At 63.9% G+C, this 16217-nt stretch carries 13 protein-coding genes; 8 read left to right on the top strand and 5 right to left on the bottom strand.

The window, feature by feature from the left end; all coding sequences use genetic code 11:
• Positions 1-1152 carry a Xaa-Pro peptidase family protein gene (locus tag K1X74_15670; GenBank protein ID MBX7167770.1) on the bottom strand — a complete coding sequence of 384 codons (1152 nt, stop codon included), beginning with the start codon at positions 1150-1152 and terminating at the stop codon, positions 1-3.
• 127 nt (positions 1153-1279) lie between these two features.
• Between K1X74_15670 and K1X74_15665 the strand changes: the two genes are divergently transcribed.
• The 8 genes from K1X74_15665 (at position 1280) to K1X74_15630 (ending at position 10348) form a co-directional block, all read left to right on the top strand.
• Positions 1280-2638: an NAD(P)/FAD-dependent oxidoreductase gene (locus K1X74_15665; protein MBX7167769.1), complete on the top strand. Its 1359-nt coding sequence runs from the start codon at positions 1280-1282 to the stop codon at positions 2636-2638.
• Positions 2639-2773: 135 nt separating this feature from the next.
• Complete coding sequence (locus K1X74_15660) at positions 2774-3169, top strand: response regulator (GenBank protein ID MBX7167768.1); 396 nt, start codon at positions 2774-2776, stop codon at positions 3167-3169.
• Between the two features lie 663 nt (positions 3170-3832).
• Positions 3833-5884 (top strand): serine protein kinase, encoded by a 2052-nt coding sequence (locus K1X74_15655; GenBank protein MBX7167767.1) that lies wholly within the window; start codon positions 3833-3835, stop codon positions 5882-5884.
• 57 nt (positions 5885-5941) lie between these two features.
• Positions 5942-7051 (top strand): DUF444 family protein, encoded by a 1110-nt coding sequence (locus K1X74_15650; protein MBX7167766.1) that lies wholly within the window; start codon positions 5942-5944, stop codon positions 7049-7051.
• Positions 7052-7103: 52 nt separating this feature from the next.
• Positions 7104-8612 (top strand): SpoVR family protein, encoded by a 1509-nt coding sequence (locus K1X74_15645; GenBank protein MBX7167765.1) that lies wholly within the window; start codon positions 7104-7106, stop codon positions 8610-8612.
• 141 nt (positions 8613-8753) lie between these two features.
• The gene (locus tag K1X74_15640; GenBank protein ID MBX7167764.1) at positions 8754-9236 is read left to right on the top strand and encodes a hypothetical protein; all 483 of its coding nucleotides are present in this window, start codon (positions 8754-8756) and stop codon (positions 9234-9236) included.
• A 35-nt stretch (positions 9237-9271) separates the two neighbouring features.
• Positions 9272-9751, top strand: a complete 480-nt coding sequence (locus K1X74_15635) for an SRPBCC family protein (GenBank protein MBX7167763.1) — start codon at positions 9272-9274, stop codon at positions 9749-9751.
• Positions 9752-9943: 192 nt separating this feature from the next.
• Entirely contained in the window at positions 9944-10348 is a 405-nt protein-coding gene (locus K1X74_15630) for a DUF2251 domain-containing protein (protein ID MBX7167762.1), read from the top strand.
• Positions 10349-10387: 39 nt separating this feature from the next.
• Here K1X74_15630 and K1X74_15625 read toward each other — a convergent pair whose 3' ends face one another.
• From K1X74_15625 to K1X74_15610, 4 genes are all read right to left on the bottom strand, one after another.
• Positions 10388-13657: an efflux RND transporter permease subunit gene (locus tag K1X74_15625; protein MBX7167761.1), complete on the bottom strand. Its 3270-nt coding sequence runs from the start codon at positions 13655-13657 to the stop codon at positions 10388-10390.
• Positions 13658-13669: 12 nt separating this feature from the next.
• Entirely contained in the window at positions 13670-14974 is a 1305-nt protein-coding gene (locus K1X74_15620; GenBank protein MBX7167760.1) for an efflux RND transporter periplasmic adaptor subunit, read from the bottom strand.
• Between the two features lie 213 nt (positions 14975-15187).
• Positions 15188-15490 (bottom strand): DUF167 domain-containing protein, encoded by a 303-nt coding sequence (locus K1X74_15615; protein ID MBX7167759.1) that lies wholly within the window; start codon positions 15488-15490, stop codon positions 15188-15190.
• Positions 15487-16200, bottom strand: a complete 714-nt coding sequence (locus K1X74_15610) for a YggS family pyridoxal phosphate-dependent enzyme (protein MBX7167758.1) — start codon at positions 16198-16200, stop codon at positions 15487-15489. The genes K1X74_15615 and K1X74_15610 overlap by 4 nt, the downstream gene beginning before the upstream one ends.
• Between the last annotated feature and the right edge of the window lie 17 nt (positions 16201-16217).

The following is a 16217-nucleotide window of genomic DNA, read 5'->3' as shown; positions in this document are numbered from 1 at the left end:
TTACGCCGGTTGATCAATCTGCAGCGCATGTTGCGAAAGCCGCTCATAGCCCGACTCGGTGATCAGGTAGTTGTGCTCGTAGCGCATGCCGAACTCGCCTGGGAAATATAACCCCGGCTCGACCGCCACGACGTCGCCCACCTGCAACACATCGGCGCTTTCCGGGACGAAGTACGGCGGATCGGGATGCCCCAAACCAATGCCGTGCCCGCTGTGCGAAGTAAATCGCTCGGCAAGTCCCCGGGCCGCAAAGCTGGAGCGCACCGTGCGATCGACGTCGCGCGCGGGGCGCCCGGCGGCCAGAACCGTCTCGGCCGCGGCCAAGGCCTCGAGAATCGCCTCGTACATTTCGCGCTGCCGCGGCGTGGGGCCAGCTCCGCAGGCAAATGTGTTGGCAAGATCGCCCCGGTAGCCGTGTACGACGGCCGAAAAGTCGATCAGTACCAGGTCGCCCGGCTCAATCACGCGAGCGCTCGGCAGCCCGCCGACGGCGGCCGTACGCGGACCGCTGACGAAATCGCCGTAGAGCTGCAATTGTTCACCGTCGGCCCGCAGCACGGCGTTCTGGACGAGCAGGAACAAGTCGAGCTCGCTCATCCCTGGCCGAGCCTCGGCCAGGGCGGCGGCATAACCGGCCTCGGCCGCGCGCAGCGACCGGCGAATCATCGCCAGTTCGTCAGCGTCTTTCGACCGCTTGAGCCGGTGGAGGATGGGCGCTATGTCGAACAGCGAAATCTCGCCCCGCTCGTCGCGCAGGCGCTCGACGACGCCGGCCGGGACATGCCCCGGCTCGTAACCGAAGTGCGTCCCCGGAAGTTGGCCGAGGCGTTCGGCCACGGCCTCGATCAGGCGCCCTCGGCGGATCGGCGCCGTTTCGACGCCGCGGTACCAGATCGGCAATACGCGCTCGTCGACGTGTGCAGCGTCGGCCACGGCCTTCATGAAATTGTCGGCGATCAGGATGCTCGGACCTTGGCGCGTGAGGACGAGCAAAGCGCCGGAATTCGTCGTGCGAAACACGAAAGGTGAAGGCGCGTAGTCGGCCAGGTAGACCAGGTGCTGCGGATCGGCGATGAGCAGGGCGTCCAGCGACTCAGGGCAAGCGGCCCACAGCCGCTCGCGACGCTGGCGGCAGCCTTCGGCGGTCAACATCGGGGGATGATTCCTGCAATGGGTTAATCCATGGCCATCTATACCGCCAGGGCCGCCCGGTCGCCAGCGGGCACGCGGCGACCGACGTATCCCGGCGGTTCACCGCGAGTGGTAAGATAACCGCGTCATGCAATACCCCGGCGCGGGACATCACGTGGTCATCGTCGGCGGAGGCTTCGGCGGATTGTATGCCGCCAAGCAGCTTCGCCGCAGCCAGGCGCTGATCACGCTACTCGACCGCCGCAACTTCCACCTGTTCCAGCCGCTCTTATATCAGGTGGCTACCGGCGGGCTTTCGCCGGCCAACATCGCCGCGCCGCTCCGCTCGGTGCTCAAACGTCAGTCGAACACCCGTGTGCTCCTGGGCGAGGTGGTCGATTTCGACGTGGAACAGCGCCGCGTCATCCTCAACGACGGATCGCTCCCCTACGACACCCTGATCGTCGCGGCGGGGGCCAGGCACCACTACTTCGGCCACCCCGAGTGGGAAGCGGCGGCGCCGGGTCTGAAGACGATCGAAGACGCCACCGAAATGCGCTGCAGGGTGTTTATCGCTTTCGAGGCGGCGGAACGCGAAAGCGACGAGGACTTGCGCCAGGCGGCCATGACGTTCGTCGTGATTGGCGCGGGACCGACCGGCGTGGAACTGGCCGGTGCGATCGGGGAACTGGCCCACCAGACGCTACGCCGCGACTTCCGACACATCGATACCAGCCAAGCCAAGATCTTGTTGCTCGAAGCAGGACCGCGCGTCCTCTCGACCTATCCCGAGGTGCTCTCCGCACGGGCGCTCGATTCGCTGCAGCGACTGGGAGTCGATGTCCAGACCGACGCCCGGGTCACTGCCATCGAGCCCGACCGGGTGGTCTATGAACGGGGTGGCCAATCGATCACCCTGTTCACGCGCACCGTCTTTTGGGCGGCCGGCGTACAGGCGTCGCCGCTCGGCGAGCGCTTGCATCAGCGCGCCCGCGCTCCGCTCGATCGTGCCGGGCGCGTGGTGGTCGAAGCCAATCTCACCGTACCGGGCCACCCGGAGATTTTCGTGATCGGCGATTTGGCGAGTTATCGCCACCAAGGCGACCACCCTCTGCCCGGCGTGGCCCCGGTCGCCATGCAACAAGGGCGCTTCGTGGCCCGACAGATCAACGACCGGCTGCGCGGGCTCACGCCACAGGCCCGGTTCGTCTACCACGATCGCGGCAATATGGCCACGATCGGCCGCGCCCAGGCGGTGGCCGATTTTGGTCGGGTGCGGCTGTCAGGTTTCCTGGCCTGGCTGGCATGGCTGTTTGTGCACATCATGTTCCTGATTCAATTTCAGAATCGCGTGCTGGTGCTGGTTCAATGGGCCGCGAACTACGTTACTCGGGCCCGTTCGGCGCGGCTGATCACCGGCGAGCATGTGCTGCCTCCGCACTTGGCGCTTCCGGCCGGCGACGATGGCGACGGCGCCGCGGCACGCGCCACCGCCGTGCGGATGTAAACCGGCTACGAGGCTTGGGAAACGCAGGCCGGGCTGCTTGCAAACCGGCAGCCGGTCGGCTATCTCTCATGGCAACTGTGAGCCAGTTCGCCTGGCCACCCCGCCTTCTTTCAGCCCGCCCCGGACGGCATCGCCATGGTCGAGGAAACCAGCCCTAAGAAGCCTACCTCTAAGCGCATCCTACTCGTCGACGACGATCCCGAGATCATCGATTCGATGCGTTTTGCGCTGGAGACCCGGGGTTACCAGATCATGGTCGCCCGCGACGGAAACCAGGGCCTGGCCATGGCCGAGCGCGAGGATCCCGACCTGGTGATTCTCGACATGATGATGCCCAAGCGCAGCGGCTTTCTCGTGCTAGAAAAGCTCCGCCGGTCGCGGCCGATGCCCCTGCGAGTAATCATGATTACCGCCAACGAAGGCAGCCGGCATAAGGCCTATGCCGAGATGTTGGGCGTCGACGATTACATCCGGAAGCCGTTTGCCATGGACCGGCTGCTCGAAAGCGTCGATCGGCTGATGGCCTCGTGAACTGCTGCGCAGGGTCGGCAAGCGGCCCGTGCCGGTGTTTCCAAGTGGTCCGGTGCTCGCCAGGAAACCGACACCCCGCGAGTGTGCATTGACTCTACCGGGGGTCTAGTGCGTCGGTGGCCCGGCTGCGCTCGCTGAGCGTCGGCACTGGTGCGGAATCGCAAGTCGATCCCTGCCATTGGCTTAGGTACTACATTCCAGGCCTGGTCGAGCTGCCGACTCGCCAATCCGATATTGCCGCATCGCAAGGATCAAGCGATACTTATAAGTCAGGAAGGATAGGGGACGCGTTAGGGAACGGAAGCCCGACCTTTTCGCCGTCGCAATCGACCTATCTCACCTGCGTCGCTTTTTTCGCTGCTCTTTCGCAAGTTCGCTCCGGCGGCACCGGCAGGAACCGGGCCAAGCATGGCCCCGGGCGAAGCGACTTGTTTCCCGGGGCGCCTGCGGGCTCATTGCTCCGATGCCCCGGCCGTTATGCCCTTCGGACCGCCGCTGGCGGTGGACCCTGCGCGTACGGAACCGAGCGACTCGATCGATGGGTGAATCTAGGCAACGCGCGGCAAGGTAGGAGGTGACGGCAACTGTCGGCACATCACGCAGGCCGCGGCCCGGTGCGCGCCCTGCCTCAAAACTTCACACCGCGCATGCGGAGGTCACGACATGGGCCAAGGTCGCGAAGTCATCGCCTTGATCGGGCAACGCCAGGATCTCGACCAGTTTCGCCGGAAGACGTGGGAAGGCTCGTTCGAGGACTACCTCGATTGCGTGCGGGAAAATCCTCGCGTCACGCGCAACGCCTTCGAACGGCTCTACGACATGGTGCTCTGCTATGGCACCGAGACCTATGAGCAGGGCCGAGAAAAGAAGTTGCGCTACCGCTTCTTCGACGACCCCGACGACCACGGGCGCGACGCCGTGTTTGGTCTCGACGAGGCCATGACCCACCTGGTCAACGCCTTCAAGAGCGCGGCCCAAGGCTACGGCATCGAGAAACGCGTGCTGTTGCTGCACGGCCCGGTCGGCAGCAGCAAGAGCACCATTGCCCGCTTGCTCAAGAAGGGCCTGGAACGCTATTCGAACACCGACGCCGGAGCACTCTATTCGCTCGGCTGGGTGTCGCCCGACGATTCGAAGCACGTGCACTGGTGCCCGATGCACGAAGAGCCGCTGCACCTGGTGCCCGAGCGCTTTCGCCGCGATGTCATGGACAGTCTCAACGTGGGCCGTCCATCGGACGATTACCACGTGAAGATCACCGGCGAGTTGTGTCCCTTCTGCCGGTTCGTCTATGCCGAGCGACTGAAGGCCAACAACGGCGACTGGACCCGGGTGATCAACGAAGTCCGAGTGAAACGGGTCGTCCTGTCCGAGAAGGACCGCGTCGGCATCGGCACGTTCCAGCCCAAGGACGAAAAGAACCAGGATTCGACCGAGCTGACGGGCGACATCAACTACCGCAAGATCGCCGAGTACGGCAGCGACAGCGACCCACGGGCCTTCAATTTCGACGGCGAATTCAACGTCGCCAATCGGGGCCTGATCGAATTCGTCGAAGTACTGAAGCTCGACGTCGCGTTTTTGTACGACCTGCTGGGTGCCAGCCAGGAACACAAGGTCAAGCCGAAGAAATTCGCGCAGACCGACATCGACGAGGTGATCATCGGCCACACGAACGAGCCCGAGTATCGCCGTCTGCAGAACAACGAATTCATGGAGGCCCTGCGCGACCGCACGGTCAAGATCGACATCCCCTACGTCACGCGGCTGGCCGACGAAATCAAGATCTACGAAAAGGACTACAACCCCCACAAGGTGCGCGGCAAGCATATCGCGCCGCACACGATCGAAATGGCCGCCATGTGGGCCGTGCTCACTCGGCTCGAACAACCCAAAAACGCGAGCCTGACGCTGCTGCAGAAGCTCAAGCTGTACAACGGCAAGAGCCTGCCCGGCTTCACCGAGGAGAATATCGCCGAGTTGCGCAACGAGGCCGTCAACGAAGGCATGCACGGGATTTCACCCCGATACGTCCAGGACAAGATCTCCAATGCCCTGGTCGCCCATCCCGAGGCGACTTCGATCAACCCCTTCATGGTGCTCAACGAGCTGGATGCGGGGCTCAAGCATCATAGCTTGATCACGCATGACGACACTCGCGCGAGCTATCGCGAGCTGCTCACCGTGGTCAAGGAAGAGTACGAGAACATCGTCAAGAACGAGGTCCAACGCGCCATCGCCGCCGACGAGGACGCCATGAAACGGCTGTGCGGCAACTACATCGACAACGTCAAGGCCTACACGCAGCGGGAAAAGGTGAAGAACAAGTTCACCGGCCAGTACCAAGACCCGGACGAGCGGCTGATGCGGTCGATCGAAGAGAAGATCGACATCCCGGAAAGCCGCAAGGACGATTTCCGCCGGGAAATCATGAACTACATCGGTGCCTTGTCGATCGACGGCCGCCAGTTCGACTACAAGACCAACGAACGGCTCTACCGGGCCCTGGAGCTCAAGCTGTTCGAGGATCAGAAAGACACGATCAAGCTCACGAGCCTGGTCTCGAACGTCGTCGATGCCGAGACCCAGGCCAAGATCGACATCGTCAAGCAGCGGCTGATTCGCGACTACGGCTACAACGAGGAAAGCGCCACCGACGTGCTGAATTACGTGGCCAGCATTTTTGCCCGCGGAGACGCCAAGGCCTCGAATTGACGTCGGCCGGCGGAATCGCGAGTTCGTGCCACGGGGCACGCCAGGGGATCCAGGGAAATGGTAATGCGCATCGAGCGGGACCAGTCCCGCTTCCGCCAGATCGTCCGCGGCAAGATTCGGCAGAATCTGCGCAAGTATGTCAGCCACGGCGAGATGATCGGGCGCAAAGGACGCGACCTGGTCAGCATCCCGATTCCACAGCTCGACATCCCCCATTTTCGTTTCGGCAAGAATGGCTCGGGCGGCGTGGGGCAGGGGGAAGGTGAAACCGGCGATCAACTCGGCCCCGGCGGCGACCCCAACAGCGGCCAGGGGCAAGCCGGCAGCGACCCAGGCGCGCACATCCTCGAGGTCGAGGTCTCGCTGGATGAGTTGGCCGAGATACTCGGCGACGAGTTGCAATTGCCCAACATCGAGCCCCGTGGGCGGGCAACGATCGTCGAAGAGAAGACCAAGTACACGGGGGTCCGGCGCGCGGGCCCCGAGTCGTTGCGCCATTTCAAGCGCACGTTCAAAGAAGCCCTGCGTCGCGAGATCATCTCGAAAACCTACGACGCCGGCGACCCGCGGATCGTGCCGATCCCCGAGGACAAGCGTTACCGCTCGTGGCGCACGATCGAGAAGCCCGAGGCCAGCGCGGCCATCTTCTACATGATGGACGTCTCCGGCTCGATGACCGACGAGCAAAAGGAGATCGTGCGGATCGAGGCGTTCTGGATCGACACCTGGCTGCGCAAGCAATACGACGGCCTAGAGATTCGCTACATCATCCACGACGCGGTGGCCAAAGAAGTCGACGAGCAGACCTTTTATCACACCCGCGAGAGCGGCGGGACCCGGATCAGCTCGGCCTACAAGCTGTGCGCCGATCTGATCGAACAGCAATTCCCGACAAGCGAGTGGAACGTCTACTGCTTTCATTTCTCGGACGGCGACAACTGGGGAGAAGACAACGAGACCTGCTTCCGGCTGCTGCGCCAGCGGCTGCTGCCGGCCGTCAATTTGTTTTGCTACGGGCAAGTCGAAAGCCCGTATGGCAGCGGCGAGTTTTTGCGGGCCCTGGCGGACAACCTCGGCGCGGAGACCGACAAGCTGGTGACTTCGGAGATTCCGGATAAGGACGCGATCCTCGACTCGATCAAGCTCTTCCTGGGGAAGGGGAAGTAAGCCCCCGCCGCCGGATCGGCCGGCGCGGACGGCTTTCGTGGCAATCATGGTCTTGCGCACCCAACACAAACCCCTGCCCGCCGAACTCGCCCGACTCCAGGTCGAGATCGAGGAGTACGCGCGGCGCCACGGGCTCGACTTCTACCAGACGATTTTCGAGGTGGTCGATTACGACCAGCTCAACGAGATCGCGGCCTACGGTGGCTTTCCGGTGCGTTATCCGCACTGGCGCTTCGGTATGGAGTACGAGCAACTGAGCAAGGGCTACGTTTACGGCCTGCAAAAGATCTACGAGCTGGTCATCAACAACGACCCCTGCTACGCCTACCTGATGCGGTCCAACGCGCTGTCCGACCAGAAGCTCGTCATGGCCCACGTCTACGGGCACTGCGATTTCTTCAAGAACAACGCCTATTTCGCCCACACCGATCGCAAGATGATGGACGGGATGGCCAATCACGGCAACCGCATCCGGCGGTACATGGATCGCTACGGCGTGGACGAAGTCGAAGCCTTCATCGACGCTTGCTTGAGCATCGAAGACCTGATCGATATTCACTCGACTGCAATTCGCCGCCGTGACCCGGTTCGAGAGGTCCCGGCGAGCGAAGACGAGCAGCCGGTCCGTCCAGGGCGGTTCGAGTCGAAGTCGTATCTCGAGCCGTTCGTCAATCCACCGCAGGTGCTCGCGGCCGAGGCCGAGCGGCTACGCCTGCAGCAACAGCAATCGCAGCAGCATCCCCGCGAACCGGCCCGCGACGTGATGCTGTTTCTGCTCGAGCACGCGCCGCTACGGGCCTGGCAGCTCGACGTGCTGTCGATCATTCGGGACGAGGCGTACTATTTCGCCCCGCAGGGCCAGACCAAGATCATGAACGAGGGTTGGGCCAGCTATTGGCACTCGACCATCATGACGCAGCACGCCCTGACGGCGGCCGACATCGTCGATTATGCCGATCACCATTCCGGCACGATGGCGACTTCACCCACACGCCTGAATCCGTACAAGCTCGGACTCGAGCTATTCCGCGACATCGAAGATCGCTGGAATCGCGGGCGCCACGGCCGCGAGTTCGAAGAGTGCGACGACGTCGCGCGCAAGCGTGATTGGGACACCGGCGCAGGACAGGGGCGCCGCAAGATCTTCGAGGTCCGCCGGATTCACAACGACCTGACGTTCATCGACGAGTTCCTCACGCTCGATTTCTGTCGGCAGCACCGACTCTTTTCGTTTGGCTACAACCGCGAAGCCGAGGCTTACGAGATCGAAAGCCGCGAATTTCCCAAGATCAAGCAACGCTTGCTGTTCAGCCTGACCAATATGGGCCGGCCGATCATCCAGGTGCGCGATGGTAATTATAAGAACCGGGGCGAGCTGTTCCTCGAACACGTCTTCAGCGGCGTCGAGCTACAGCTCAACTACGCCCACGACACGCTCGTCAACTTACACCGCCTGTGGTCGCGACCCGTGCATATCGAGAGCGTGCTCGACGGGGGAAAGGCGGTCCTGTCCTACGACGGCCACGAGCATAGTATGGAAAAGCAGAAGCAATCCGGCTGATCCGGTAGTTGGGGTCAAATATCGCGGCCAGGCCGGTCGAAGAAACGACTAGCTCCACATCACGGTTCTGCAACCCGAAGTGAACAGAGAACTCCCGATTTTTCCGAGGCGCGCCCCGCCGGCGCGCGAGGTGGAATTGCCATGAGTCTGAAGCAGGCGGCCCGCACGGCACTCGATGCTGTCCCATCCTTTCAGAATCAACTGCATCTGCTGACCGCACGACACGACGACCTGCAACTCGAGTGCGAGTTGTCAGGGCTCGACGCCTTGGGATGTGCCTTCGACCGTTTCGAGCTGACCGCCGATCGGGTCGCGGGCGTCGGGCTCGATCGGCTCAAACAACTTGGCCAGGATCTCTCCGCACGGCTCACCTATCTGCTCGAGCGGATCAGTCCCGTGGAAATCGACGCCCAGGGCTGCACCGTGCAACTTCGCTCGAATCCACCGCAAAAAGACGACGACGGTACGCGCTATTACGAGCTGCTCGTCACGCGCACCGGCAAGTTCGAATTGGCTCGCTATGCCAAGGCGGTGGGCAATCCCCGGCAGCGCGTAGCGGCCCATGTGACGCGCGAGGTCTGGCTGCGATTGGTCGACGACTTTGCCGCGGTGGCCACGAGTTAGCCCGCGACAGATTGTCCGCATAGACAGAGCTGCGCATGCCCGACCCGATTCACATCGTGCGCCGGACGACCGTGGCCGCGCCGCCGAGCGCCGTCTGGGCTATCGTCGCCGAGCCGCAGCGGCTGCCCGATTGGTTCCCCTGCGTCGAGCGCGCCTTCGTGCTCGCGGGCGAAGGCCTTGGCCGGTTGCAGCAGGTCGAGGGGCCCTGGGGTTCGCAGCGGTTCACGCGTCACGAACGGGTCGTCGTGTGGGAGCCGCCTCATCGGCTCGCCTGGGAGTTCGTGGCCGAGTGGCTCGATGGCCAGCCCGCGCCGCACTATGCGGCGCAAACCCGGTTGACGCTCTCGCTCGAGCCGCTGCCCGGTGGTGGCTGTGCGCTTGCCATCGAGTCGTACCAGGTCCCGGCCGATGAAGCCTGGGCCCAAGCGCTAGGCAGCCGCAGCGATGCGTCGGCCGCGTTTCTCGACCAGGCTGCACAACGCCTGGCCGTGCTTTGCAGGGCGGAGCCGGGCTGAGCCGCAGGCCGGCGGCACGTACAGAGATTGCCGGCGGACCGTAGGTTTTGGTTATATTAGGGGCCATGGCGCTGCCCATCGCGCAGAGCCAAGCGGGGGAACAGGCCGAGGCGCAGTCCGCGAGCACACGAGGCAATCTTCGCTCGTCGTGCGGCACGGCGGACCTTCTTTTCTGTGGAGGAGTCTGCGCCTATGCCCGTGCATGTCGCCTTGGAAACGGCCCTGACGATCGGCAAGAAAACGACGGTCCAGGGCCCATGGAAAACGCCGCCCCGCGGCGTCGTTTTTGAGGACGATGGGCAGGCAGGATATTTCTACGCAGTCGAACATCGCGCCAGCGGCGAGCGCAAGATGCTCGACGCGGTGCAGATCTACGAAGCTCGGAGCGTGCCGGCCGCTGAGCGCGATGTGCGGCTCAAGCTCGTCTGGTCGCTGGACGGCAACAAGGCTGCGCTCATGATTAACGACTTCACGCACGCCGTGTTCGACTTCCATCTGCACCGAGGATACAGCCGCCAGCATTACGGCAAGACTCCCGGACGCTGGTCGACCTACGATCACCGCTGGGACGAACAAGCCCTCGATTCGCTGATGTAGTCGCCCGCGTTGCGGCGTGCGGCCGGGTCGCGTACCGGGTCAAGTCGCTTGCGGGGCCGTGCGATAAGCGCCCGCCGGCAAGAGATCGGGCGCGGGCGATGGCAGGCCCGGCGTCAGGCCAGCCGGGACGAGCCCCGCCTCGCGACGGCGGCGCGTGCCGAACGGGTCATACGCCAGGCTGTAGCCAACCGGGATGACGATCAGCGTCAGGAAGGCCGACACCAGCAGCCCAAAGATGATCGAACCGCACAGCGGCTGCCAGAATTCCGAGCCGCCGGAGAAATTGAAAAACGTCGGCAGCATACCGCCGTTCGAAGTCAACATCGTCAAGATCACGGCGCGGCACCGTTTCATGCCGCCTTCGACGACGGCCTCGTCGAGGGGCAGGCCGCGCTTGATCGCCTCGTTGACAAAATCGACCAACACAATCGCGTCGTTCACCACGACTCCCGTCAGACTGACCAGGCCGATGAAGGCCGCCAGGCTGAAGTCGAACTGGCATACCAGCATCCCCACGACCACGCCCACGAAGCTCAACGGCACGGTCGACATCACCACGATCGATTGCCGGAAGCTGTAGAACTGGATCACGAGGATCCCGAAGATCAGGACGACGCCCAGGATCATCGAGTTGAACAGCCAGAATGCACCCTTGTCGCGTTCCTCGTTTTCGCCGGTGAAGGACGCACGAATGCCCTCGGCCGGCGTGTTCGGCTGCCCGATAAAACTGACCCGGCTGCCCGCGGCCAACTGCAGGCCGAATTCTGGCAGCACCTGTTCGCGCAACTGCTTGAAGACGTGATCGGGAATCACCCCCAGGTCGTCGCGGACGTTGGCCATGACCGTCACGGCCCGGTCCAAATCGCGGCGGTTGACGCTATAGAGCCCGTTCTCGATCCGCAAGTCGGCCAGTTCGCCGACGGTGGCGCGTTTCCCCGTGGGGCTGACGAGCATCAAGTCGGCCACGTCGCGGCCAAAACGCTGGTACTTGGGCAGCGCCTGCAATCGCAAGGTGACGTCCTCGTCGTCCAGCCGGAGTTCGATCGTCGTATCTCCCAACACGACTGTCTGAATCGACCGGGCGACGTCGGCCTCGGTCATGTCGAACATGCCGACGACGCTGGGGCGCGGCTCGATGACCAACGTGGGGTTCTCGGCACGATAGTCGCAGCGTGCGTCGACGGTGCCTTCGATCTGCGCCAGCCGCTTGTAAAGTGCCCGGCCCAATGTGCCGAGTTGATCGAGGTTTTTGCCGGAAAGCCGCAGCGCGACGTCGTATCCGCCCGGCGGGCCTTCTTCGACTTGCTCGATTTTGAACGTCATCCCCGGCGGCGGCACAATGGTGTCGCGCAGCCAATTGACGATCTCGTCTTCTTTGCGCGAGCGCTCCGCTGGCGGTACCAGCTCGACCATCACCTTGCCGAACTCGGGCCCCATCGTGGGATCGGTGTCGAGCCGCGCCGCCAGCGCCTGCGAGGAGCCAACGGCCGTCACATAGTTGCGCAACTCACCGCGCTGGCGCAGATCTTCCAGCGGTCCGTAGATCGACTTGGCCGCCGCGGCGGTCTCTTCGATGCTGGCGCCGAGCGGCATCTCGAAGCTGATCTCAAACTGGCCGCGGTCGCTGCCAGGAAAGAATGTGTAGCCGATCAGTCCGAAGTAGAGCATCATTCCGGCCCAGGCGATCGACATGCCGCAGCACGTGACGACCGCCCAGCGATTGCGCAGCGACCAGCGCAACATGGCCTCGTAGCCGCGATAGAACGGCGCCCAGAGACCACCGACGGCGTAACCAGTCTTGCCGCCTGCCTGCTCCTGCTGCGGTGTCTTCGCCTTGTAGTTGCGGAACCAAATGGATGCCACGACCGGCACCAGGAAGTGATCGACGATTAGCGACCCGGCCAGCGACAGGCAAACTACGACCGGCAACACGCCCATGAAATCGCCCATGATGCCCGGCACGAGCATCATGGGGGCAAAGGCGGCCACGGTGACCAGGTCGGCGGCGAAGACCGGCATCGCCACCTCGTGCGTGCCCAGCTTGGCCGCGGTCTTCGAGTCGTAGCCTTGTTCGAGATAGCGATAGATGGCATCGGAGACGATGATCGCCCCATCGATCACCATCCCGCCGGCGACGATGTAGCTAAAGATCACCATGTTCGACACGGCGTAGCCGGCCATGTACAGGAACACGAGCGACACGGCCCCCGCGAAGGGAATCGCCAGCACGACGATCAGCGCCAGGCGCACGCCCATCGACAGGGCCATGATCAAGAACACAACCCAGGCGCCAAACACCGCGTCGGACCCCAGTGTCTCGAACATCACCGAGATATCCTCGGAGATGTCGCGCGACGTCGAGATCTTGATGTGCGGCAGCGTGCCGGCGATCTGCTCGATCCGCTGCTTGACCACCTTGGCCGTGGCCAGGGTGTTGATGCCCGACTCCTTGTTGACGATGATCGTCGCGCTCGTATTACCGTCGAGCTGCGAGAAGCTCATCAGCCGCCGATAGGTATCATCGACCGCGGCCACGTCCGACACCGTGATCAGCCGGCCGTCGACCTGCTTGATCACCGCTTCGCGGATGTCGTGCACGTCGCGAAACTTCGTCTCGCTCCGCACGTGCAAGTCGAGCGATTCCGAATCGAGCACGCCGCCAGGCATCCGGGCATGAAACCCTTCGAGCGTGCGCCGCACGTCGCCGATCGACAGCCCGTATTGGGACAGCAATTGCGGATCGACGTCGACGTGAATCTCCCGCTCGCGGCCCCCGAACAACTGCGTGTTGGCCACGCCGGGAATACCCTCGAGCATGTCCTGCACGTCTTCGGCCGTCTGCTTCAGCGCGCGCTCGTCGTAGCCCTGGGGCCCGGTGAGCGTGACGAGCATCAGGGGGAAGCTTTCGAAGTCCAGGTCGGTGACGATCGGCTGGACCTCGCGCCCCATCGGCAACTGCCGGCGCACCTCGTTGACGAGATGTTCGACGTCGTCCCGGGCCCGTTTGCCGTCGACGCCGTCGAGAAACACGATCTGCACGACGGACGAACCGCGAAGGCTGGTCGAGCTGATGAAGTCGACCTTGTCGAGCCGCTCGAGCGCCTCCTCGATCTTGGCCGTGATCTCATCCTCCACCTCGGTCGGCTCGGCGCCGGGGTAGGGGATGCTGATCATCACAATCGCCGTATGGATCGCCGGCGTGCGCTGAACCGGGATCAAATACGCGCTCATGACGGCCAGCAGCAGGGTCATGATCGTCAACACGATCACGACTTTCGGGCGATCGACCGCGGCATCGCTCAGTTTCATGACGCAAACACGCTAGCGCTGAACGGACTGTTCGGGCAAGGTAGCGGAGGGCGGGGCAGGCGCCTGGCTCTCGGCGGCGCCGTGGGCCGCGGGCGCCGGGGCAGCCTCGCCGGCAGCCGCGGGCGCCGCCTCGGAATTCGGTACTGGCGCAGGCGCCGCCATTGCCGCGGCGCCTTCTTCGGCGAGCAGGTCGTCGCCGCGCATCTGTTCGACTTCGCGCCCCGCGACGAGCCGATGCTGGCCCCGGACAACCACGTGCCGGTGTGCCTCGGGCAGTTCGCGCACGATCAGGCTGCCGTCCTGCTCACGGGCCGCGCCGATTTCATACGCTTGCGCATGGCCGGCATCGTCCACGCTGAAAATGATCGTCTGGCCATCGCGCACCACGGCCGCGTCGACCGGCAGGCGATAGCCTTCGACCTCGTCTATGACGATCCGCCCTTCGGCGACGTGACCCGGGCGGATCCGGCCTTGCGGGTTGTCGAGCAGGACCTCGACTTCGAACAAGCCGGAACGATCATCGGCTGCTTCGGCCACGCGGTATACCTGGCCCTGCATCTCCGGCCAATCCTCGCCGAATCGATCCCGCGCTAAGATCGACACGTGCACCTTCTGGCCCACGCGTACCGGCGCGATGCGCGACTCCGGGACCCCCAGTACCAACAACACGCGATCGACCTGGATGATCTCGAAAACCGTCTGGTGCATGTTGACCAGTTCACCGGGATTGATCATCCGCTTGGACAGCACGCCCGTCGCCGGCGCCAAGAGCGTCGCGTCGAGCACATTTTTTTCCGTCATGTCAAACTGGGCTTCGGCCAATTGCAGCTTGGTGACCCAGTCCTGGTACTCCGTGTCGCTGATAACCTCTGGGTTCGCTTTACGGATGTTCTCGGCACGGCGAATGTCGTACTGCGCCTGTTCCAACCGGGTCTTGGCCTCTTTGAGGCGAGCGTTGAAGATTCGCCGGTCGAGCTGGGCCAGCATCTGGCCCACCTGCACCGCGTCCCCCTCGTCGAGAGGTTTGCCGTCGGCATTCTCGCCGAGCGCTTCGAGCCGTCCGGCGACTTCGAACGCGAGCACAAACCGTTCGAACGGCCGAACCATGCCGTGATAGGCGTCGATCAGCTCGATCTTCTCCAAGGCCGCATCCATCACGACGACGGGCGCGCGGGGGACGGCCCGCGCCTCGGCCTTGGGCTGTTCCTTGGCCTTGCCGAAGATCGCCTCGCCATATTGGCCCACCCCGGCCGTCAGCAATACGCCAGCCCCCGCCACGAGCACGACGACGACGGCGCTCAGATTCGAACGGATCATTCCCATAAAGACAGCAAGCTCACGGCAGGACAGAACAACCGGGACCAGCCGCAATCCATTAGCCAGCTAACCAATTCACCCTAGGCGCAAGCCGAACATGCGTCAAGGTTAGACTAGTCCAGCCCCTTCGATTGTCGAGCGTGCGCGGCGCCGGGACAGGGGAAGTTTCTCGCGTCGCTCCGACCGGCCGGGCGCCGGGGGGCCCCGCAGCGTCTACGATTCGGCCGTGGCAGCGGCAATCCGGCTCTCCAGTTCGAGCACATCGACGCCCCGAATCAGGAAGCGCTTTTCGGCCGAGGTGGGCCCCGCGATCAGTTCGATTTGCGAGCGTTTGCAACCAAGTCGCTTGGCCAGCAGCTCGACGATGGCGGCGTTCGCCTTCCCTTTTTCGGCCACCTGCGACACGGCCACCTTGAGCCGATCGGCGTCGACGCCGCGTAGCTCGTTCCGCCGTGCACCGGGCTGAGCGCGGACCCACAGCAGGGCCCCCTCGGGATGTGGCTGGCAGCAGCTCAAGCGACGCCCTCGAACAGCGCCGAACCGACACGTACGATCGTGGCCCCTTCTTCGATGGCAACCTCGAAATCGCCGCTCATCCCCATCGATAGTTCCGCGAGCGAAGTACCGTCGGGGCAAAACGGCTGGAGCCGCGCAGCGAGCTCGCGCAATCCGGCAAACGCACGGCGGGCCGCCTCGGCTCCGCCCTCCAGCGGCCCCATAGTCATCAGGCCCCGCACATCAAGGTTCGCCCATTCACCCAGCCGCCGGCAGACTTCGGGCAGGTTCTGCGGATCGAAACCATGCTTCGCCGCCTCGCCGGCCATGTTCACTTCCAAAAATATCCGCAGCCGCGCGCTCAAGGCAGCCGCCTCAGCGTCGAGCGACTCGATCAACCGCCAGGTATCGACCGAATGAATCAACGAGACCAGCGGAACCGTCCGCCGCACCTTGTTGGTCTGCAAGTGACCGATCAGGTGCCAGCGAGCCGCAGTGTCGGCCAGTGCTTCAGCCTTGCGCCACAGCTCCTGCGGGCGGCTTTCGCCCAACTCAATGCACCCGGCTTCGACCAGCGCGCGGGCAATCTCGGGACCGACGTATTTCGTCACCGCGACCAGTTGGACCGCGTCGGCCGGGCGGCCTGCACGCGCGGCCGCGGCGTCGATCGCGCCGCGCACCCGCGCCAGGTTGTCTGCCAGGCGTCGCGCTGACGGGGGTGAAAGCGCCATGGACTGAAGCCGCCGCC

The organism is Pirellulales bacterium (genome assembly GCA_019694435.1).
Classification (GTDB): domain Bacteria; phylum Planctomycetota; class Planctomycetia; order Pirellulales; family JAEUIK01; genus JAIBBZ01.
Note: the sequence above shows the minus strand (reverse complement) of the source record. Positions and strands in the feature narration are given on the sequence as shown.